Below are 22519 nucleotides of genomic sequence, written 5' to 3' on the forward strand. Positions count from 1 at the left end.
AAGCAAATATTCTCCCCCATGGAGGTCACAGTAGTCTCCTTCCGGCAAATGAGGCGGCAGGTTAAAGTAAAGACAGAGACAGGGCAAGCATACGTAAGGAATGGAGGGAACTGACTTTGGCTGAGTACATTCTGGAATTAAACGGGATTACGAAAAGGTTTCCCGGCGTCAAAGCGCTGGACAATGTCTATTTCAAGCTGAGGCCCGGTGAAATACATGCGTTGATGGGAGAGAATGGAGCGGGAAAATCGACCTTTATCAAAGTGATTACCGGGGTGCATTCGCCGGACGGAGGCGAAATTTTCTTTGACGGGAAAAAGGTGAAATTCGATAATCCGACCGATGCCAAAAAGCTGGGCATAGCAGCCATCTATCAGCATGTCACGTGTTATCCGGATTTGAGCGTCACCGAAAATATTTTTATGGGGCATGAAAAAATCGGGAAGCGGACGAAACGAATTTTGTGGTACGACATGCATAAGGAAGCGGAACGGCTGCTGCGCGAGCTTGGAGCGGCCTTCAGCCCAAAGACGCTGATGGGCGCGCTCAGCGTGGCCGAGCAGCAGATCGTCGAGATCGCCAAGGCGCTGTCGACGGATGCGAAGGTCATTATTATGGACGAGCCGACGGCGGCGCTAAGCAGCCGCGAGAGCGAGGAGCTGTACCGGATTGCCGAGCGGCTCCGGGACAAAGGGACCGCGATCATTTTTATATCCCACCGCTTTGAGGATATGTACCGTCTGGCCGGTAAGGTCACGGTGTTCCGGGATTCCAAATATATCGGAACCTGGGCTGTCGATGAAATAACGAACCACGATTTGATCATTGCGATGGTCGGCCGCGAAATCCATCAATTGTTTCCCAAGAAGGAAGCCGAAATCGGGGAAGAATTGCTGCGGGTCGAGGGGCTGGGGAGAACCGGTTATTTTGCGGATGTGTCGTTCTCTCTTAAACGGGGAGAGATTATGGGGCTGACGGGGCTTGTCGGCGCCGGACGTTCGGAAGTATGCCAAAGCATCTTCGGAGCCTCTCCATACGATAAAGGCGGCATTTATTTGAAGGGGGATAAGGTAAACATTCGGGATCCGCTCGAGGCCATGCGACTTGGCATCGGCTATTTGCCCGAAGACAGGCAGAAGCAGGGCTTGGTGCTGCAGTGGGGGATCGGGCGCAATATTACGTTGTCCTCGCTGGATAAGGTGTCAAGCAAAGGAGCGCTGAATGCCGCGAAGGAAGCGGAGATTGCGAAGCGGCTGGCGGAGAAGGTGAACGTCAAGGCGAACAGCATTTTCGACCTGGCGAGCTCTCTCTCCGGCGGCAATCAGCAGAAGGTTGTATTTGCGAAGCTGCTGACGGCGGATCTGGATGTCCTGATTCTCGATGAACCGACCAAAGGGGTGGATGTCGGGGCCAAATCGGCGATTTACGAGATTATCAGCAGCCTGGCCTGCCAAGGCTACGGAATCCTGCTTGTCTCATCCGAAATGCCCGAGATTATCGGGATGTGCGACCGGGTGGCCGTCATGCGCGAAGGGCGGATCCATGCATTCCTGGATCGGCAATCCATCTCGCAGGAAGCGATTCTCCAAGCGTCGATGGCCAATTAATGCTTGATAGCTCATCAAAGATAAGAGGTGGTTGTAGCTCATGCAGCAAAGAGGATACAGCACGGCAGGAGCCGTGATTGAAGCGCCCGCCGAAGCGCGGACGAAGCCCTCGTTAGGCGTCAAAATCGCCAAGTTCAGGGAATTGGGCTTGCTCGGCTTTATTATTTTGCTTTCCATCGGCGTTCAGCTGCGCAATCCAAGCTTTCTAACCTGGGAAAATGTGAACGACATGATGACCAACACGGCCATCCTCGGTATTTTGGCGGTTGGCATGATGCTTGTCATCGTAACAAGGGGAATCGACCTTTCGATTGGAGCGATTTTGGCCTTATCCGGCATGATTGCGGCACAGACGGTGACCGCTTATCCGGAGCTCCCGCCGATGGCGGCTTTATTGCTTGGCACAGCAGTAGGTCTTCTATGCGGTACGGCAGTCGGCTGGCTGGTCTCCAAGGCGGGCATTCTTCCGATCATCGCGACGCTGGGCATGATGAATGTTTTTCGCGGCTTCACCTATGTAACGAGCGGAGGCAAGTGGATCAGCGCCCATCAGATGCCGGACAGCTTTAAAGCGCTGGCAACGGGCACGACGCTCGGAATCAACAATTTGATTTTTATCGCCGTCCTCATCTATATTGCCGCTTACTGCTTCGTTAATCATACCCGGACGGGCCGCCGGATTTATGCGGTGGGAAGCAATCCGGAATCGGCTGCAATCAGCGGGATTAGCACAGATAAAATTTTATGGCTTGTGTATGCGATTATGGGGAGCCTTTCCGGTATGGCGGGGGTGCTCTGGGTATCGAAGTTTGCATCCGCGCAAGGGGATACGGCATCGGGCTACGAGCTGAGCGTCATCGCGGCTTGCGTTCTCGGCGGGGTTAGCATTGCAGGGGGCGTGGGGAAAATTTCCGGCGTCATTCTGGGCTCCATTCTCCTTGGCATCTTGAACAATGCGCTGCCGCTCATCGATGTGTCCCCCTTCTGGCAGACGGGCATACAAGGCTCGATTATTCTGGCAGCGGTACTCGTGAATGCGGTCGTGAAGCGGGGCGTGGACCGAAACCATCTGATGAGGAGGAAAATTTGACGCCATGCAACCAAGAATGATAACGAACAAGCTTGAGTTTTCGTTTAAACGTTTCTTTCTGCAGTGGGAATGGATGCTCGTGGTGCTGCTGCTCGCCGTCATAGTTATGAATGTTAATCTTTCGGAGTATTTTTGGGATTACGCCAATTTGCGGGATGCGACGATGGGATTTTTGGATAAAGCGTTTATCGTGCTTCCTATGGTATTCGTCATCCTGCTGGCGGACATCGACATTTCCGTCGCCTCTATTGTCGCTCTTTCATCGGTTATTATGGCGGATTTGTATACGATGGGGGTGCCGATGCCGCTTGCGATGATCATTTGTCTCGCTGTCGGCACGTTATGCGGATGGGTGAACGGGATGCTGATCGTCAAATTCAAGGAGCTGTCCTCGGTCATCATTACGCTCGCAACGATGATTATTTATCGCGGCATTGCTTACATGATCCTGGAAGACCAGGCGGCCGGATCTTTCCCGGACTGGTTCAGCTTTCTGGGCTGGGGGTATGTCGGGTCCATTCCTTTTATTCTGATTGCCTTTATCCTGTTTGCGGTTTTATTCGGTGTTCTGCTGCACAAAACGGTGTTCGGCCGGCAGCTGTACGCCATCGGCAATAACGGCACGGCAGCACGCTTCTCCGGGGTAAAGGTTGACCGGATCAAAATCATCGTATTTACTCTCGCCGGATTGATGGCGGCCGTCACCGCTTTGTTTCTTACGTCCCGAATGGGCAGTACGCGTCCGAATGTGGCGACGGGCTATGAGCTGGACGTAATTGCCATGGTCGTTCTCGGCGGAATCAGCACATCGGGCGGCAAAGGGAGAATGATCGGGGCCATCATCGCCGTTTTCCTGATCGGCTTCCTGCGATACGGCTTAGGTCTGGTTAACGTTCAGGCCCAAGTGCTGCTTATCATTATCGGACTGCTGTTAATATTCGCCGTAGCCGTTCCGCAGCTGAAACGGGCGAAGCTTCCGGCCAAAAAAATGTAGCCGTCGATACAATACAGCCGCAAAGGCTGTTTGTATATAAAGCTTGATGCAGTTAAAAAAAGGGAGGATATCTATGAAAAGAAACCGCTTTTTACTCACCTGTCTGACCGCAGTTTTATCCTTATCTCTCTTGTCCGCTTGCGGCGGCAACGGCAACCAGGGAGGAAGTTCCGCTCCGGATAACGGCGGCAGCGGAGGCAGCACCGCCGGCTCGAACGCAGGCTCGGGCACAGCCGGCGGCGAAGCGGCGAAGAAGTACGCCATCATTTTCAAAAATACAGGGAACCCGTACGGCGAGAAAATGATGGAGGGCTTCAAAGCCGCCGTGGAAGAATTGGGGCATGAGGCGATTATTAAAGCGCCTGACCAGCCGACGGCAGAAGCGCAAATTCAAATGATCGAAGAGCTGATTTCCCAGAAGGTCGACTCGATCGCCATCGCAGCCAACGACCCCGATGCGCTGCAGCCAGCCCTGGTAAAAGCTAAAAATGCAGGAATTGAAGTGCTGTCGCTGGATTCGGCGGTAAACGCGGCGAGCCGCATGGTCCACGTGAATCAGGCGGATCCGGAGCGAATCGGCCGCACCTTGATTCAAGGCGTATCCGAAATGATCGGCGGAGAAGGGGAAATCGCGATTTTAAGCGCAACCTCGCAAGCTACGAACCAGAATGCATGGATTGAGTGGATGAAGAAAGAGCTGGAGAAGCCGGAGTACAGCAAGGTCAAGCTGGTTAAGGTTGCGTACGGCGACGACCTGCGGGATAAGAGCGTATCCGAGACCGAAGCGCTGCTCAAGTCGTACCCGAACCTGAAGGGCATTATCGCACCGACAACGGTGGGAATTGCGGCAGCCGGCAAGGTGCTGACGGATAAAGGATTGAAAGGAAAAGTGCACCTGACCGGTCTCGGCCTGCCAAGCGAAATGGCGGAATACATTGAAAGCGGTGTCAGCGAGTGGATGTACCTGTGGAATCCGAGCGATGTAGGCTACTTGGCGGGCTACACGGCCGATGCGCTTGTGAACGGAACGATTGCCGGCGCGGCCGGCGACACCTTCAAGGCCGGAACTCTTGGGGATAAAGAAGTGATTGCGGATGGAGACGGCACGCAAATTATGCTCGGCGATCCGTTTAAATTCGATTCTTCCAATATTGCGGAGTGGAAGGAAGTCTATTAATTCAAATTGCAAAATCATATGAGGAGGATGAATACAAGGATGGCTGGAAAATCTCCGTTTAAATGGCTTTGCTACACGATGATGGCTTCGCTTTTATTTACAACCGCATTGCCGGTGCATGCAGATGGTACTGCAACTGCTCAAATCAGTACGGAATCGACCAAAGTCGAGAATCTAAAGGTGAACTACCAGAAAAACCCGATTGGCATTGAATCGGATTCCATCAGCTTCAGCTGGATGCTCGCATCCAACGTTGTCGGACTAAGCCAGAAAGCGTATCGGATTGCGGTTAAAAACCCGCAAGGGGAAGAAGTATGGAACAGCGGACTGATCGAGGATGCCAAATCCGTCGGCATTCCATACGAGGGTCCGGATCTCCAGCTGGAATCGCGTTATACGTGGTCTGTCGAGACGACGCTCTCGAACGGGAAAAACGTCCGGTCGCAGCCTGCTTATTTTGAAACGGGAACGAATTTTGAACAAGCCGAGTGGATTTCCAATAAAGAAACGGCTGCAGATTACTATACGGATAAGATGACGGTTTCACTCGATGCCACGATCATTCAGGGCGGATTCAGCTTGAATTGGGGCATGAAGAACAAAACGAACGGCTATATTTGGAGCTTTAACGGCACGACGCTTACGCAAAGCGTGACGAAGAACGGCGTGACCGTACAGCTGGGAACCGCCGACCTAAGCGGCAAGGTCGCCTTGAATGAAGCCTTCGAGCTGGAAATATCGGCTGACTCGGATCAGATCATAACCGCCATTAACGGTACGGCGGTTAATACGATCGCCAAAAGCCATTCGATTGAAGGGCCTTTCATTGCGGTGACCGCAAGCCCTTCTTCCAGAAATACGCCTGCCCAAAAGGCGAGCTTCGAGCATGTGGAGCTGACGGTAGACGATGCGGAGGAACAGGTGACGGAATTCGACGGGGCCGTTGCGAACGAATCCGGCGTATGGACGCTGGAAGGCGCCACCGCTTATCAGAAGACGTTTAATGGAGCCCCCGTCGTTTATACGGAGGATACGAATGCGCTGCCGATGTTCCGCACCGAACAAGAACTCCAGGGAAGCGGCGACATCGCTTCGGCAAGGCTGTATATTACGTCCCTGGGCGCATACGACGCCTACATAAACGGCCAAGAGGTCCAGGTTTTGCAAGAGGACGGCACAAAATTGGACGATACGCTTAATCCCGGCTGGACGGATTATTACAGCTACACCAATTACCAGTCCTATGATGTAACGGACTACATTAGCGGAGACCATGTGGCGCTTGGGGTTGCTGTAGGCGCGGGCTGGTACGGAGGAGAAGCCGGCAGCAACGGCGGAGGAAATCTGTATTATAAAATCGGCGACGAGCTGGAGAGAGAATTGGCGCTCCTGGCCAAGCTTGTGGTCACGTACGAGGATGGAACGCAAGAGATCATCGGCACCAATAACGAAGATTGGAAAGTGACGACAGACGGCCCCGTACGCCTCCACGATCTGTTTGTCGGAGAAGTCTACGACGCGCGGCTTGAGGACCAGGTAGCGGGCTGGAACAATGCCGGATTTGACGACTCCGGATGGAACGGGGCGGCGGAGTTCCAATATGACGGCAGGCTGGCAGCCAGCCGCGGGGCTGCCGCCTATGTGCTGGAGGAGAACAAGATTCACCCGGTTCCGGGAGAGGATACGTTTATTTTTGATCCGGCCGACATTGATTACTCCGACTCCAGTTTGACACTGGGCGAAGTGAAACGAACTCCAGTTGATCCGACCGGAACGATCGAGCTTCCGAAAGGGAAATCGCTGATGATCGATCTCGGTCAAAATATCGCGGGCGTACCGGGCATCTCCGTTTCGGGCGCCGAAGGCACAACCGTCCATATGCGGGGAGCCGAAATGCTCAATGACGGAAGAGACCATGAGAAAAGCACTTTCGGCAGCGACGGTCCGAAAGGGACGCTCTACTGGTCCGGTCTGACAAGAGGAAGAGCCAAAGACCAGACGTGGTACACGGATCATTATATTCTGAACGATCAGCCGGTCCAGTCGTACAGCCCAAGGTTCACGTTCCACGGGTTCCGTTATTTGGAGATCACGGCGACGGAGGATGTCGTGGTCCGCGATGTGTATGGGCAGGCCATTACCTCCGCGGTGGAGAACACGTTGTCGCTAGAGACGAATAACGAGGATCTCAACCAATTGTTCAGCAATGTGCTTTGGAGCCAAAGAAGCAACTTCTTGTCGATTCCGACCGATACGCCGGGACGTTCGGAGCGGCTCGGCTGGACCGGCGACATTCAGGTATTCGGCGAAACGGCACTTTATAACTTCGATTCGGTCGCGTTTCTTGAAAATTTCGTCGGCATTCTCAAGGACTATGCGGAGCAAAACAACGGTTATATTGCCGACTACCTGCCTACGATCAGCAAAGCGACGACAACGAACGCGGGCTGGTCGGATGTCATCATTACATTGCCTTGGGATCTCTACATGCATACGGGCGACATCTCCATCTTGAGAGATACCTACGATATTATGAAGGTTTATATGGGGAATGTAATGGCTAACGGAATGAGAGCCGGCTATGGAGACTGGGTGGCCATGCAAGGGACCGCGCCTCAATTTATGGCTGCCATGTACCAGGCATTGGACGCTGTGACGATGGCCAAGATCGCGACCCTGCTGGGGCATGACGACGATGCGGCGATGTATACGGCAGAGTCGGAGCGCGTCATCGATTTGGCTTACGACAAATATGTGGACGAAAACGACAACATCCTTTCTGTAACCGCTGACAATTTTACGAGGGGCTTCCTGATTAATTTGTTCAAGGATAACTCGCAGACGAGCATTCTTTGGGCGCTGAAGATGGGGATGTACGAATCGGAAGAGCAGAAACGGAAATTTATTGAAAACCTGCTGCTCAATATTGCCAATGAGAATAAATCGGAAAGATCCAACTCGGGCGAAAACACGTTGTCGACAGGCTTCCTCGGCGTGAATGAGCTGCTGCCCGTGCTTACGGAAAACGAGCTTTCCGCCAAAGCCTACGACCTGCTGCTTCAGGATGAAATGCCGTCCTGGCTGTACGAGGTCAAGCAAGGAGCAACGACCACATGGGAGCGCTGGAACGCGTATACGAGCGAATACGGCTTTGACGACAACGGCATGAACTCCTTTAACCATTACGCATATGGCGCAGTAGTCGAATGGATGACCAAGTACATGGCGGGCATTCAGAGCGACGAACAAAATGCCGGATTTAAACATTTTATTTTGCAGCCTACCTTGGACACCGGCGACCAATATAATGACCAGGCACGTATCCGATCCGTAAAAGGAAAGCTTGATTCCTATTACGGGACGATCGTCTCCAATTGGGAATCGGAGGATGGTACACTCGGTTCTTATGAAGCCATTGTTCCGGCCAATACGACGGCAACGCTTTATTTGCCGATTGATGATGCCGCTGTACGCGTTAAAGGAACGCCTGGCATCAAGCATATTGAGAATCTGGAGCGGTATGGCGTCCAGGTAGCCAAATTCGAATTGCAATCCGGCGGCTATCAGTTCAGCGTAAAAAATGGCATGGTTCGTGCCGAGCTGATGGATGGCTTTGTTAACTCCAAAGGTAAAGCAAGTCTGGCAGGCCCTAGCCTGGCAGGGGAGGATGAGAGCTTCAGCCTCACCTATCGTTTGGCCGGCGTGGAGAGCATCTCCGCACAGGATGTTACGATTGACTACGATAAAACCCGTTTTGAATTTGTCGGCGCAGAATCGTTGATCGCTGACACGCAAATTGAAGAAACGAAAAACGACACGTCCGGAGGAAGCGTGCGATTGATTGTTGCAAGTCTGGGAGCGGACCGTTCAATCAGCGGAGATGCAGACGTGATGAAGCTCACCTTTAAATCGAAGAAAGCATCGGGAACAGGAAACATTACCTTGAGCGAAGTTAAAGTTTCCAATGGCGACGGGGAAGTATTCCAGACAGAAGCTTCCGGCAAAACGGTCACCCTTGACGCCAATATTCTGAACAGTGTACGCGGCTACGACATCGGCGACCTCGGTGTCATTGCGTTCAACTACGGCAAAACGGCTGCCGACGCCGCTTGGGATGCCATCAAAAAGGCGGATCTTAACGGAGACGGCGTAGTCGGTCTTTCCGATCTTGGCTATATCGCCAGAAAAATTTTGAAATAGTTTTATGGGTAACAGGAACACGGGGGAGAATTTCTCCCCCTGCTTGAGCCGGCGCCAGAGCGCGAATATAACGGCGGGGGTGCAAAATATGAGAACGAAAATCAAGATTTATATCGTACTAGCGGTTATGTTACTGGCGAATATGAATGCTGCAGGCTCCGCTTTCGCTGCCGATCCGTCATCGTTTACCTTCAGTGCATCCCGTTCCAATGTGCAGACCGGAGAACTGTTTTCTGTAACGGTAGGTGCACAAGGCGTTGATCGGATGGACGGGTTTGAGGTTCGTCTGGAAGCCGAGATGGAGAAGCTGGAGCTGGTGAGTGCTGTAACGGGTATTCAAGGCGGCTTTACGGTGCCTGCGAAAGTGAATGGCAATGAAATCGTCATGGCATTCGCCAAGCTCGGCAGCGCTCCTTCGGAGAACGGCAGCATCATCTTGAGTACGCTGACGTTCAAAGCAAAAGTGAAAGGCGAAGCCATGGTTTCCTTGAAAACGGTCAAGCTTCTCAATCATGACTTGATAGAGTCTGCTCACACGATTGACAGTACGGTAACCGTGTCAGTCAATGATGCGGCTAATCCTGGCGGCGGAAATAACGGCAACAACGGAAATAACGGCAATAACGGCGGCGGCGGTCCGATTGTCGTTCAGGCGGACATTGATGCGGACGGTCATGCATCGGCAGCTATTACAGATACCGTCATGCAGGCGGCAATCGATAATGCCAAAGGCGGAATTGTGAAAATCCAGATAAAAGCGGTGGAAGGCATCAAGCTGATTACCGTCAACCTCCCGCTGCAATCGATCGCGGCAGCCGGAAAGGATATTCGGGCCATTGAAATAGATGCAGGACTCGCAACGGTCACTTTGTCCACCGGTCTGTTCAAAACGAATAACGGTGCAATGGCTTCCGCTATTGAGCTTGCAATTGCCGAGGCTGATCCTTCGACGCTTCCGGCATCGGCGAGCGGGGTTATCGGCAGCAATCGGGTATTGGATTTTACGTTGAAAGCCGATGGGTCCAAGATCAGCAGCTTTAACGGGAATGACGTAAAGGTTTCCTACGCCTATGACCTTGAAGCGGGTAAAAGCGGTGCAAAAGTAGTCGTCTACTATATGAATGACAACGGAAATTTGGAAATCGTGAAAAACGGCAAATACGACGCCGCAACCGGTACCGTAACGTTCCGTCCCAAGCATTTCAGCAAATACGCGGCAGTCTATCAAGATGTGACCTTTAAGGATATCGCCAGCCTGCCATGGGCACAAGAGAGCATCGAAGCTCTGGCGGCCAGAGAGGTGATCGACGGAGTTGGAGACGGCAGCTTCAAGCCGAACAGCAGCGTTACGAGAGCGGAATTTATCAAAATTTTGATGCAGGCATTCGATTTGGCCGATCCCTCTGCCGTATCCTTGCTTAAGGACGTGAAGGCAGGCGCCTGGTACTACAGCTCGATTGCGGCGGCCGAGAAGCTGGGCATCGTCAATGGAAAGCCAGACGGTACTTTCGGAGTTCATGATCCGATTACGCGTCAAGAGATTGCCGTTATCGTTCACCGGGCGGCCGGCATCATCGGGGCGGATTTAAGCACGGAACAGAGCGGCATTCGCTTCAAAGATATGACGTCTGTAGCGCCGTATGCTGCTGAAGCCGTAGAAGCGATGGCCAAAGCAGGTATCGTGAACGGGATGGCGGACGGCAGCTTTGAGCCGAAAGGCCAAGCTACCCGGGCGCAGGCGGCGGTTATGATCTACAGGCTGTTCAATCTCAACCTCGTAAGTACGAAGTAACGGCTCTCCTATCAAAAAGCAAAGGAGCAGAATATGAGGAACCTAAATTTGAGGCTCGTTCATAAACGTTCTATTAAAATCAAAACCGTCTATTCGGTATTATTGATCGTTTCTATGCTTGCCGGTTTATTTTCCGGGATTGCTTCGGCCGCTCCGGCGGCTGAAGAGACGAAGGTTTCCAGACTTAAAGTTGAAAGCGCAATCAATCCAATCGGGATCGATGCCGATGCCCCCCGGTTCAGCTGGATTATGGAATCCGGCGTCCGGGGACAGAAACAATCGGCCTATCAAGTGATCGTCTCTTCCAGCCCGGCTAACCTTGAAGCAGGAACCGGGGACGTTTGGGACAGCGGCAGAATCGAGTCGGACGTATCAAATCATGTGGAGTACGAGGGAGAGACTCTGGCTGCGGCGACCCGGTATTATTGGACGGTTAATGTCTGGGACAAAGACGGGGAGCTGATTCAGCCTTCCGGGCAGGCGTGGTTCGAGACCGGATTAATGGGAACGGGCTGGTCGGGAGCCGAGTGGATCGGCGCGCCGGAGCTTCAACTGGATGCGGAATCCATGCCGGTGTTTAATATCGAATACGATATTCAGATTCCTGACGGCAGCACGAAAGCAAGCTTTATATTCGGCGCCAACGATCCGCGGCTTGGGAATGCGAATAAGAACAACTACAGCATTGCAGGCGAAAACTATATCAAGTACGAATTGGACTTGAGCGAGCTTGCGGCGGGTACAGGGGCGGCCAAGCTTAACGTTTACCGCAAAGGCTACGGGCCGGAGAAGGGCATCGGCAATCTGGACGAATCGGCTCCGATTGCATCGGGAACGATCGGATCGATTACGGAGGCAAACCTGCGTAACAAGCATCATGTCCTTATTAGCGTAAGCGGCAACGCGGCGGCAACGACGGTGAACGATACCGCTGTACCGATGAGCCGGACGGCCTACCCGGCTGAAGCGGCCAACAACCGCCTGACGCTTAATCCGCTAAATGCGGTTCAGGATGTGCCGACGTATCCCCGGCTGAATGAAATCGGCTTCTCCGCGGATGCCGGCCAGACGGCTGCGATCAGCAATATGAAGATCAGCAACGTCAGAGCCCCGAAAGCGGTCGTATTCGAAGAAACGGTTGGCGAACAATATGACGGCATCTTCAAAAATGCGGTAGACGGCACTCTTGTAAAAGCAGAAAATGGCGGTTTCACGATTTCCGGCGGCAGTGAAGGCCTGCTTGTCTATCGAAATCCGAGCCACACTTCCACTCCTATGCTGAGGACCGAATTTACGGCAGCCAAAGAAATCGCGAACGCCAGGCTTTATGCGACAGCGCGCGGCATTTATGAATTTCATATCAACGGCGAAAGGGTAGGAGAGGATTATTTTAATCCGGGCCACACCCAATACAACAAGCGTCTGATGTATCAGACCTACGATATTACGGATTTGCTGCAGTCCGGTGAGAACGCCGTAGGCGTCATGCTCGCCTCGGGCTTCTGGAGCGACCAGATGACCTTCAACCTGTCGAACTACAATTATTATGGAGACCGTCCGTCGTTGTATGCGAAGCTTGTCCTTACTTATGCGGACGGCACGAGCGAGACGATCGTGACGGACCCGGACAGCTGGAAGTATTTTGGCGAAGGTCCGGTCACTTATGCAGGGTTGTTTAACGGAGAAAATTATGACGCAGCACGCGAGGAAGCGGTCCAGGGCTGGAATGAAGCTGGCTTCGATGACAGCGGCTGGACATCATCGGCAATTATTACGCCGCTTCCGGAATTTGCGAACCCGGAAATTGTCTCCCAGGTCGGGGACAATGTTAAAGTGTTTGAAGAGCTGACGGCCAAATCCGTAAGCAATCCGCGCGAAGGCGTGTACGTGTACGATATGGGAGTTAATATGGTCGGCGTGCCGCAGATTCAACTGACAGGCGAAAGAGGCCGGGTCGTCGAGATGCGGACGGCCGAGATGCTGTACCCCGATTTGCCGGAATACCGGAATATGAACGGGGCGAGCATGGTAGGTATGATTTTGACGGAAAATATGAGAGCGGCGCTCACCGATGACCGGTATACGCTGAAAGGCGATCCGGACGGCGAGACGTACCGGCCCCGTTTTACCTTCCACGGGTACCGTTATCTTGAAATTACCGGCCTGGAGGCACCGCTGCCGCTGGAGAACGTGAAAGGGATTGTTCTGTCCTCGATTACGGAATTAACGGGCAGCTATGAAACGTCGAATCCGCTTATCAATCAGCTGTACAAAAATATTACCCGCGGACAAATTGGCAATTTTCTGAGCATTCCGACGGATACGCCTGCCCGCGACGAGAGAATGGGCTGGGCGGGAGATGCGCAGGTGTTCGTGCGGACGGCTGTTTTTAACGCCGACGTTCAGCAATTTTTTGAGAGATATACCGAGATTCTCAGAGACAGCCAGGCACAGAACGGCGGATTTCCGATCTACGCTCCATCGTTTAATATCAATCCGGCGAGTGGAGGTTGGCTGGTTTGGGGAGCGGCGGGCATGATCGTTCCTTGGGAAACTTACCAGCAGTATGGAGATACCCGATTGCTGGAGGAGCACTACGCTTCAATGAAGAAATATGTAGACGGCTATAGAAACGGCGGGAAAATGAGCGGGCGGCAGTATTTGACCTCCTCAGGAGGCCTGTCGGATCACCTTTCTCTGGTCACTACGGATGGACCGCTTCTGATCAACGCGACCTACGCGTATACCGTCAAGCTGCTGTCGAAAGCGGCCGAGGCGATTGGAGAAACGGAAGACGCTCTATTCTATCAGCAGCTGTTTGATAATATCAAGAGTGAATGGAACGGCGTATTTGTCGACCCTGAAACGCATAAAACGAGAAACGCGGCAGGTGCGGTGCAGGATACGCAGACCTCGTACTCGCTTCCATTAGCGTACGGCGTGTTTGCAGAAGAGCATGTTCCTCATGCCGCTGCGCGTCTGGCGGAAGTAACGAGGGAATCGGATTATATCATTACGACCGGCTTCATCGGAACGGCTCCAATGAATCCCGCTTTGTCCGAAAACGGGTATATCGAGGATGCCTATAAGCTGCTAGAATCTACCAAGTATCCGTCCTGGCTGTATCCGGTAGTGAACGGCTCCACCTCGATCTGGGAGCGGTGGAACTCGTACACCCATGAGAACGGATTCGGCGGCAATAACGGGATGAACTCCTTCAACCATTACGCATTGGGAGCAGTAGGAAGCTGGATGTACAACTATTCTCTCGGTATTCAGCGCGATGACAATCATCCGGGATTCAAGCATTTTATTCTTCAGCCGATGTACGGCGGAAATGTGACCTATGCGAAGGGCGAATACGATTCCGTTCACGGTGTCATTGAGAGCAGCTGGAAACTGACCGGCAACAAAAAAGTTTTCAGCTATGAGGCTGTCGTTCCTGCAAACACAACGGCTACGCTGTACATTCCGGCCGTATCGGCCACTCAGGTGACCGAAAGCGGGAAGCCTGCCGCCGGAGCGTCCGGAATCCGGTTTGTAGAATATAAGAACGGCAAAGCCGTTTACGAGCTTCAATCCGGAAGCTATCGATTCAGGTCCGTTTTGGATTATACCGGCAAAGCGAGCTTGAAGGGGCCGAACCGGGCGGGCGAGAACGATACGATCGGCTTCACTTACCGGCTCGATGGCGTAGATCAAATATCGGCTCAGGATCTTACGATCCGTTACGACCAGGAGCGTTTCGAGTTTGTTGGGGCCGAATCGCTGGTCGAAGGAACGGAAGTGGAAGAAACCGTATCCTCCGCAGGCACGGTGAGATTGCTGCTTGCGAGCCTCGGGGCCGGTCATTCCATCAGCGGGGACGCGGATGTGCTGAAGCTGACGTTTAAATCAAAGGTTAAAACCGGAACAGGTACGATTGAACTAGCCGATGTAAAATTGTCCGACGGCAGCGGCGAGGTTTACCAGTCGGAGGCGGAAGGAAAATCCGTGACTTTGGATCCAGCCATCCTCAATACCGTCAAAGGCTACGATATTGGAGACCTCGGCGTTATCGCCTATCATTACGGCAAGACGGCGGCAAGCGGCGACTGGGATGCCGTCAATAAGGCGGACCTTAACGGCGACGGCGATATCGGGCTTTGGGACCTTGGTTATATTTCGAGAAAAGTACTGAATTCTTAATAAAATAATGGCGGGCCGGATAGTTATCGAATAATCTTCGATGAATATCCGGCTTTTTTTCGCGAAAAAACAGAAGGAATCTCGTTCCAATCTCCTAATTACATCCAGGTAGTTGCAAAGCTACAATGGGGTGGCGGGCAACGATCTCATGGAGAGAGGAGCAGACAGGCCGCATGACCAGCATCTACGGAAAGCAAACCGAGACATTCCGGTTTACGGCGAAGGATGAACCGGGAAGAGCTTACAAGGCTTGCGTGAGCCTTTGCCGGATTCCGATGATTGAAACGTATAACGAGATCGTAAACGAGCTGCAGCCGCCGGAAATGGACTATTACCGGACGCTGAGGGCGGAGAGAAGGCAGCGAAGCTACTTGCTGGGCAGGTATACGGCAAAGCGGGCGTCGGCGTTGTGGCTGGGCGAGGAGGATGCGGATAAAATTGTGATCGACCGGGGCATTTTTACCCAGCCGATCGTCGTGCATGCCGGCAGCGCGAACATCCAGGTAAGCATTACGCATTGCGGCGACATCGGGATTTCCATCGCATTTCCTGAGGCGATGCCGCTCGGCATCGATTTGGAGAAGGCGGACCCCCGCCAAAGCCGGTCGCTGGAAGCGCATATGACGGCAGGCGAGCTGGAAGCGGTGCGGGAGCTGCCGTATGACGGGCCTGCGAAGCTCATGGTGCTGTGGACGGCTAAGGAGGCGCTGTCGAAAATATTAAAAACCGGCCTGCTCATCCGGTTCGAGCTGCTGGAGCTTCAGGTCTGCGAAGCAAGAGAAGGGTTCATTCTCTGCTCCTATGAAGGCTTTCCCCAATACCGGGCCGTGTCCTTCGTGATCGGGGAATTCGTCTGCTCGGTCGCCTATCCTGCGCGGGCGATCATCCCGGACGAGGACTGGCTGTGCTTCCGGAGACGCCTTGAGAAATATATTTGAATATACTTTTTATGTAAATATTGACATTCTGCAAAATCGGTGCATACAATTTAGTTAGAGATCGAAATATTAGGAAGGAAAGGAGGTGATATCGATGAAATCATGTTCGGTTAACCGGAACGGGACGATCCAGAAACCCAAATTTTTCGGATGCATGATCTGCTACGTCGGCGGCTGGATCTGGTTCGGCGTGCAGAAGCTGAAGTCGCTGAGAAGTTGAAGTTAACGCAAGCCGCCGCGGTCCGCCCGTCCGGTCATACCAACCGAAGCAGCGATCGTGTATAATGGTGAGATACGGACTAACATTGGGCGAATGAGGGTGAAGGGATGAATTCGACGCTGCACGGCTCCATCGGTTTCTGGTTCAAGAAAAATTACCGGAACGTATGCAATTTTCTGGACCAGCGGTTGGCGGAACACAACGTAACGAACTCGCAGCTGGGCGTGTTGATCATTTTGTGGGAGAAGGAAGGCCTTACGCAGAAGGATATGGTTCAGACATTAGGCATTCAGCCTGCTTCGATGACCTTTCTGCTAAGAGGGCTTGAAGAAAAAAAATTGATCAGGCGCGAGCAGGATAAGCAGGATACGAGAATTAACCGCATTTATCTGACCGAGAAAGGCTTGTCCTTGAAGGAGCCATGCCTTGCTATCGTGGAAGAGGGAGAAGCGATCGTGCGCCAAGGGTTCTCGAAGGAGGAGATTGCTTTGTTTCTATCCTGGATGAAGCGGGCGGAGAACAACTTTAATAAATAGCGGCAAGCTGCTGTTTATTTTAAGTTAATAGTTATATATCTAATTATTTACGAAAACTTATTGTTTAAGTATTTAACCTCTTATGTTTAAGGGAATGCTTACATTCCTTGAAATAAGAGGTTTTTTCCTATTCGGATAGTTAGATATAAAACATATTGACAGCCAAATTTTGCTTTGATATCATAACGAATGAAAGTAGAAGAAATGGAGGAATGTGGTAATGAGTACAAATCATTCAAGCTCCTTGTACGATCGTAAAAACTTGGCCCGGGTGCCGGAGTTATCGAAGCTGGTGCCTGAAGGGTCCAAGGCGTTTTTTCAGTTTATGGGAGAAGCGTTCAGCGAGAAAGCCATTTCTTCCCGTACGAAAGAGCTGATCGCAGTAGCCGTCACCCATGTTACCGGCTGTCCTTATTGCATCGACGTCCATACCGGAAAGTTCAAGAAGCTGGAAGGCTCTCCGGAGGAGATCGTCGAAGCGATCCTGGTTGCCGGCGCCGTCAACGCGGAAACGGTGCTTTACCACAGCGTGAATTCCTGGAATTCGTTCCATGAGAAAGCGGACGGCGAGCTGTACAGGCTGGATAACCTGGAGCTGATGGAGCTGGTGGAGGACATGAAACCTGAGGCGTTCGAGGCATTCGGTCAATTTCAGGCTTCGGCAATGGCTTCCGGCGCGATCGACAGCAAGACGAAGGAGCTGATTGCAGTTGTCATCTCCCACGTCAACGGCTGCGCTTACAGCATCGAGGTCCATACGAAGAAGTTCAAGCAGCTCGGCGGGACACAGGAAGAGCTTGTCGAAGGGCTGCTCGTAGGAGGGGTCGCGAACGCCGGATACGTGCTGACACACGGAATTAACGCCTTGAACGCGTATGATTTCGAGGCGGCGCCGAGCCGATAAGGCAATTAACGCTTAGGGCAGAGGAGGGATATTGATTATGAATACGACGCTGGCAATCGTTCTGGGCTGCGTTCTCGTATGCTGCTGCGTGCTCGTGGTGGCGAATTTCGCCCGTAAGCGGCGGAACAGATAAAGGGTGCTTAAGCCCATGTAACGGAAAGCGGGTGCCGGATGCAACCTTTGACAGCGCGACAACCATCCCCCTCGGCGGGGATGAGGCAGGTTTTTGTAATCAGTTTAGGCTTGTTCGTCATTTTCCTGGACAGCACGGTCGTCAACATTGCGCTGCCGAGCATGGTGGAGCAATTCGGGATTACGCTCAGCACGGCTTCCTGGATTATTAACGCTTATACGATGTCGGTGGCGATTTTGCTCGTGTTCATGGGGAAGATTGCGGATTTGGCGGGCAAGAAGAAGATATATGAATGCGGGCTGTTGCTGTTTATGGCCAGCTCGCTAATGTGTGCAATGGCGCCAAACGTGGCAACGATGCTGGCCGGCAGGGTGCTGCAGGGAATCGGCGGAGCGATGGCGATTCCCGCCAGCATGACGCTTGTCCGGACGGTTGTGCCGCAGGAAAAGGCAGGCGCTGCGATGGGCATCTGGAGCGCCGTCGGCGCCCTCGCGATCGCGGCCGGTCCGGGCCTCGGCGGCGTTCTGACCGAAAGCTTCGGCTGGCGTTCGGTATTTTATATTAATGTGCCGATTATATTGGCCGCCGGTCTTCTGACCCGGATTTCACTGCGGGCGCACGCCGACCGTCGGACCCGCGGACGGCTCGATATGGCCGGAACGCTGCTGCTGAGCGCGGGTCTGTTCGGTCTGATCCATGCTCTGCTGCAGGCGCAGGATAACGGCAGGATGACCGGAGCGACGGCAGCCGAGGCCGCTGCCGCCCTCATTCTTCTCTGTTTTTTTGTCTGGAGGCAGCGAACCGCCCGCGAGCCGTTGATCGAGCTCGGCATTTTCCAGGACAAAAATTATGTTACGGGAGTGCTTTCCAACATGCTTGGAGGCATCCTGCTAATGGGTACGATGATTATTTCTCCGCTTTATTTGACTCAGATCAAACATTTTACCACGCTTAAGGCTTCTCTCATTTTGACGCCAATGTCCGCAACATTACTTGTAGCAGCACCCTTCATCGGCAAATTAATCGACAGGTTCGGCAGCCGCCGGCCGCTGTTCATCGGTTATTTGCTCGCTATAGCCGGCTTTTCCGCCTTCGGCCTGCTCCGCAGCGATACGCCGACCGTATGGCTGGTCCTCCTGCTGACGGGAGCGGGAATCGGCATCGGGACGATCGCGATCGCCAGCCTGACCCTCAGCACATCGACGGTTCCGCTGGATAAGCTGGCGACCGCCTCGGGCATTTTCGCGATGTTCCGAAATTTGGGGGGCGCGCTCGGCGTCGTTATTTTTATTTCGATCACGATGACCTCGATGAACATCAATGCGCCCGCTCTTGAGCGGGACGTGGTGCAAAAGCTGGACCAAGCGGAGGTTTCCGAGACGGCTAAAGCCTCGTTTCTGCAAGAAATGAAGGAGGCCGGAGGGGAGCTTGGGAAGCCGGCGGGCGGAGATGCGGCTGCCATTCAAGAGGCAGGTGCCGGAGAAGCCGGGACGATGCAGCGGATCTACGAATCCGAACGGATGCGGTACGAGGCGCTCGGCATACGCAACGCATACCTGGGAGGCGCCGTCCTCTCGGTGTTGTTCATGCTGTCTCTGCTGCTGCTGCGCAAGAGGAAGCGGGAAGCGTCCGGAAGCAATCCGATTCATTCCTGATTAGGAGGCTATTATGTCGACTTATTCCACGATTCTGAAATCCGGGTCCGAGCTTGGGCTTGATCCGGTAGGCATGATCATCGCGTCCGCGAAACCGGTATTCCGGCTTGAACCGGGCGCGCAAAACGAAATCAAGCTTCAACTGATCCAAGAAAGCTTTGCTTATCATTACAAGCACAATGAATTGTACCGGAAGGTTTGCGGCGAGAAACAGGTGGCGCCGGACGATATCCGCGAGCTGCGCGACGTTGCTCGTATTCCGCTGATTGAAATCTCGAAATTTAAAGACGTCAACGCCCACCTGCTGCTGACGATGCCGATAACCGAGCTGCAGCATGAGCTGCGGAGCACCGGCACAAGCGGGATTCCGAGCATTTCCCGGCGCGACGAGCAGTCGCTGACCCGAAGCGTGCACAGCATCTACGCGATGTTCCGCGAAATGTTCGGCTTCTTCGGAGGCGGAGCCGTTTTCCTCGCGCCGTCCGCGGAAGATATGCCAGAGATGGGGCTTGTGAAGCTGATCAATATGTTCTCCGGGCTTCTGGATTCAAGCAAATTTTTTGTGCACGACTCCTCCTTCGATCCCGGCGAGGTGCTGGACCAGCTGGAGAAATGGAAGCATGTCCATACCCGCCATATTATCGGTCCCCCGTTTCTCGTCGAGCGGCTCGCAGCCGCCGCGGCCGAGCGCGAAACGAAGGTGCTGCTGGACCGCCAGACCCGCATCATTACGCTTGGAGGCTGGAAGAGCTTTACGGGGCGGGAGATCGACCGGTTCGAATTTTATAAGGCAACCGCGGAGGTATTCGGCGTAAGGGAGGATCAGGTCCGCGATATGTTCGGGCTTGTGGAGACGAATTTCATGGCCGTCGAATGCGGGGAGCATGCGAAGCACGTCCCGCCTTGGGTGTATTTTTCGATACGGGACCTTGACGATCCGGAGCGCGAGGTCGAGCCCGGCGAGCCGGGACGGCTGGCGGTGTACGATCCGTCGTCGCTCGCTTATCCCGGCTTTATTATGACCGAGGATCTGGTCTATCTCGATAAGGAGCCGTGCGCATGCGGCCGGCACGGGCAAACCGTCAATTATATGTACCGGATCAAAGGGGCCGAGGTGGGCTGCTGTGCGATCAATCTGGAAAAATATATGTCGGATAAAGAAGCGAGAGTAACTCAATGCCCGATCGGCTAGTCCGCCGCGTAGGGAGAAGGATGGAGAGAACATGTACAACGACATTATTGCCGAGCATTTTATGAATCCCCGCAATATCGGGGAGCTTGAGCATCCGGACGAGCGGATCAGTATCGGGAACCCGATCTGCGGGGATACGATTCATCTCGGCGTGGCATTCAAGGACGGCCGGATTGCCGATATGAAATACAAAGCGTACGGCTGCGCGACCTCGATCGCGACGGTCAGCGTGTTCAGCGAATTTGCCATAGGCAAGTCGGTAAGCGAAATAAGGAAAACCTCATCCGAGGATATGGAAGCGATGCTGGGCGAGCTGGAGCCGAATCAGATGCATTGCCTGGACATTTTGTCCGAGCTGTTCCAATCATTGGGTACGGTTAAAGAGGTGTAGACAATGGACGGCCGGTATTTCGATTATAACGCGACAACGCCGATCGATCCCGCCGTGGCTGCTGCAATGATGGAGCATCTGTCCGAATACGGAAATCCGTCCAGCACCCACCGGGCCGGGAAAACGGCCAAGCAATCGGTGCGGCAGGCAAGGTCGCATGCCGCGGATCTGCTGAACTGCGGGCAATCGGAGCTTATCTTCACCTCCGGAGGCAGCGAAAGCAATAACTGGGCGATTAAAGGCTGGCTCTCGCAATGGAAGGGGAGGCGGCCGCATATTATTACTTCGTCAATCGAGCATCCTTCGGTTCAGGAGGCGATTCGTTACGCCATGCGGGAGTGGGAGGCGTCCGTCACCTGGCTTCCGGTCGACGGCGACGGCTTCCTGTCCGCCGAAGCGGTGGCCGAGGCGTTGAGGCCCGAAACGAAGCTGATCAGCATCATGCTGGCGAATAACGAGCTCGGCACGCTTCAGCCCATCCGGGACATCGCCCGGATCGCCCGCGCAAGCGGCGTCTTCATGCACACGGACGCGGTGCAGGCGGTCGGTAAAATAAATGTGGACGTACAGGAGCTCGGGGTTGACGCGCTCTCCTTCTCGGCCCACAAATTTTACGGGCCGAAAGGAATCGGCGGCCTCTACTTGAAAGAGGGCCGCGCCCTTGAGCCGCTCGTACACGGGGGCGGCCAGGAATCCGGGCTGCGCAGCGGAACGGAAAACGTGCTTGCGCTCGTCGGTCTCGGCGAAGCCTGCCGGCTTGCCCGCGAGGAAATGGAGGAAACGGCGCTGAGGCTGGACGAATTCAAGCGGCTGCTTGCCGCCGGACTGACCGCCTTGTCGCCGCAAATCAAGCAGAACGGCGGGAGGGATGCTTCCCGGACCTTGGCGGGTACGATGAATATTCAAATTCCGCATATCCGGGGCGAAGCGCTGGCGGCTTATTTGGATCACCGCTTCGGTATCGCGCTGTCGGTAGGTTCGGCTTGCAGCTCCAACCGGGAGAAGAAGCTGTCCGGCGTGCTGAAGGCCATCGGACTTCAGGATGCGGAAATTCAATCCTCCGTCCGGATCAGCATGGGGAAATATACGAAACGGTCGGATATCGTCGGATTTCTGGAAGCGATGGAGCAGGCGATGGAGCATTTCTGCCGTCTGATGCCGGTTTGATCGATTAATCGGAAGGAGCATGGTCATGCAAACGCAATCTAACGTTTTTTCGAAAGCGGAAATTATACAAATTTTGAAGGTGAACGTCCTCATCGGAAATTTGCAGCTTCACGGCGTAACGCCGGAGGATATCGGCCACGACGCGCCGCTGTTCGGCGAGGGGCTCGGGCTGGAATCCGTTGACGCCTTCTATATCGCCGGCGGCATTCAGGAATGCTTCGGCGTCAAAATCGACAGGACGAAGCTTCATCAGCTGAGGCCGCATTTTGCATCCGTCCATACATTGGCGGCATATGTGGCCGAGCTGCTGGCCGAACGTTACGCGGGGTAGGGTG

The 22519-nt window shown here is 53.7% G+C and carries 16 protein-coding genes; all 16 read left to right on the forward strand.

Annotated elements, in window-relative coordinates; translation table 11 throughout:
- Nucleotides 1-116: 116 nt before the first annotated feature.
- Nucleotides 117-1607, forward strand: a complete 1491-nt coding sequence (locus KP806_RS22675; RefSeq protein ID WP_224726031.1) for a sugar ABC transporter ATP-binding protein — start codon at nucleotides 117-119, stop codon at nucleotides 1605-1607.
- Nucleotides 1608-1647: 40 nt separating this feature from the next.
- On the forward strand, nucleotides 1648-2697 hold the full coding sequence (locus KP806_RS22680) for an ABC transporter permease (RefSeq protein ID WP_224726032.1): 1050 nt from the start codon (nucleotides 1648-1650) through the stop codon (nucleotides 2695-2697).
- 4 nt (nucleotides 2698-2701) lie between these two features.
- Nucleotides 2702-3691 carry an ABC transporter permease gene (locus KP806_RS22685; protein WP_224726033.1) on the forward strand — a complete coding sequence of 330 codons (990 nt, stop codon included), beginning with the start codon at nucleotides 2702-2704 and terminating at the stop codon, nucleotides 3689-3691.
- Nucleotides 3692-3764: 73 nt separating this feature from the next.
- Nucleotides 3765-4868 (forward strand): rhamnose ABC transporter substrate-binding protein, encoded by a 1104-nt coding sequence (gene rhaS, locus KP806_RS22690; RefSeq protein WP_224726034.1) that lies wholly within the window; start codon nucleotides 3765-3767, stop codon nucleotides 4866-4868.
- A 39-nt stretch (nucleotides 4869-4907) separates the two neighbouring features.
- Nucleotides 4908-9068, forward strand: coding sequence for a family 78 glycoside hydrolase catalytic domain (locus KP806_RS22695; RefSeq protein ID WP_224726035.1), 4161 nt, complete (start codon nucleotides 4908-4910; stop codon nucleotides 9066-9068).
- A gap of 88 nt (nucleotides 9069-9156) precedes the next feature.
- Nucleotides 9157-10860: an S-layer homology domain-containing protein gene (locus KP806_RS22700; protein ID WP_224726036.1), complete on the forward strand. Its 1704-nt coding sequence runs from the start codon at nucleotides 9157-9159 to the stop codon at nucleotides 10858-10860.
- 33 nt (nucleotides 10861-10893) lie between these two features.
- Nucleotides 10894-15048, forward strand: coding sequence for a family 78 glycoside hydrolase catalytic domain (locus KP806_RS22705; protein ID WP_224726037.1), 4155 nt, complete (start codon nucleotides 10894-10896; stop codon nucleotides 15046-15048).
- Nucleotides 15049-15221: 173 nt separating this feature from the next.
- Nucleotides 15222-15986, forward strand: a complete 765-nt coding sequence (locus tag KP806_RS22710) for a 4'-phosphopantetheinyl transferase family protein (RefSeq protein WP_224726038.1) — start codon at nucleotides 15222-15224, stop codon at nucleotides 15984-15986.
- Between the two features lie 94 nt (nucleotides 15987-16080).
- A complete protein-coding gene (locus KP806_RS27680; protein WP_263575835.1) occupies nucleotides 16081-16206 on the forward strand; it encodes a hypothetical protein in 126 nt (41 codons plus the stop codon).
- 107 nt (nucleotides 16207-16313) lie between these two features.
- Entirely contained in the window at nucleotides 16314-16742 is a 429-nt protein-coding gene (locus tag KP806_RS22715; RefSeq protein ID WP_224726039.1) for a MarR family winged helix-turn-helix transcriptional regulator, read from the forward strand.
- Between the two features lie 220 nt (nucleotides 16743-16962).
- The gene (locus KP806_RS22720) at nucleotides 16963-17646 is read left to right on the forward strand and encodes a carboxymuconolactone decarboxylase family protein (protein WP_224726040.1); all 684 of its coding nucleotides are present in this window, start codon (nucleotides 16963-16965) and stop codon (nucleotides 17644-17646) included.
- Nucleotides 17647-17826: 180 nt separating this feature from the next.
- Nucleotides 17827-19434 (forward strand): MFS transporter, encoded by a 1608-nt coding sequence (locus tag KP806_RS22725; RefSeq protein WP_224726041.1) that lies wholly within the window; start codon nucleotides 17827-17829, stop codon nucleotides 19432-19434.
- 13 nt (nucleotides 19435-19447) lie between these two features.
- On the forward strand, nucleotides 19448-20626 hold the full coding sequence (locus KP806_RS22730; protein ID WP_224726042.1) for a LuxE/PaaK family acyltransferase: 1179 nt from the start codon (nucleotides 19448-19450) through the stop codon (nucleotides 20624-20626).
- Nucleotides 20627-20657: 31 nt separating this feature from the next.
- Nucleotides 20658-21017 (forward strand): iron-sulfur cluster assembly scaffold protein, encoded by a 360-nt coding sequence (locus tag KP806_RS22735; protein WP_224726043.1) that lies wholly within the window; start codon nucleotides 20658-20660, stop codon nucleotides 21015-21017.
- A gap of 3 nt (nucleotides 21018-21020) precedes the next feature.
- A complete protein-coding gene (locus KP806_RS22740) occupies nucleotides 21021-22184 on the forward strand; it encodes a cysteine desulfurase family protein (RefSeq protein WP_224726044.1) in 1164 nt (387 codons plus the stop codon).
- A 25-nt stretch (nucleotides 22185-22209) separates the two neighbouring features.
- Nucleotides 22210-22515 (forward strand): phosphopantetheine-binding protein, encoded by a 306-nt coding sequence (locus tag KP806_RS22745; protein WP_224726045.1) that lies wholly within the window; start codon nucleotides 22210-22212, stop codon nucleotides 22513-22515.
- The last annotated feature ends 4 nt before the right edge of the window (nucleotides 22516-22519 follow it).

It is taken from the genome of Paenibacillus vietnamensis (assembly GCF_020169515.1).
Lineage (GTDB): Bacteria > Bacillota > Bacilli > Paenibacillales > Paenibacillaceae > Pristimantibacillus > Pristimantibacillus vietnamensis.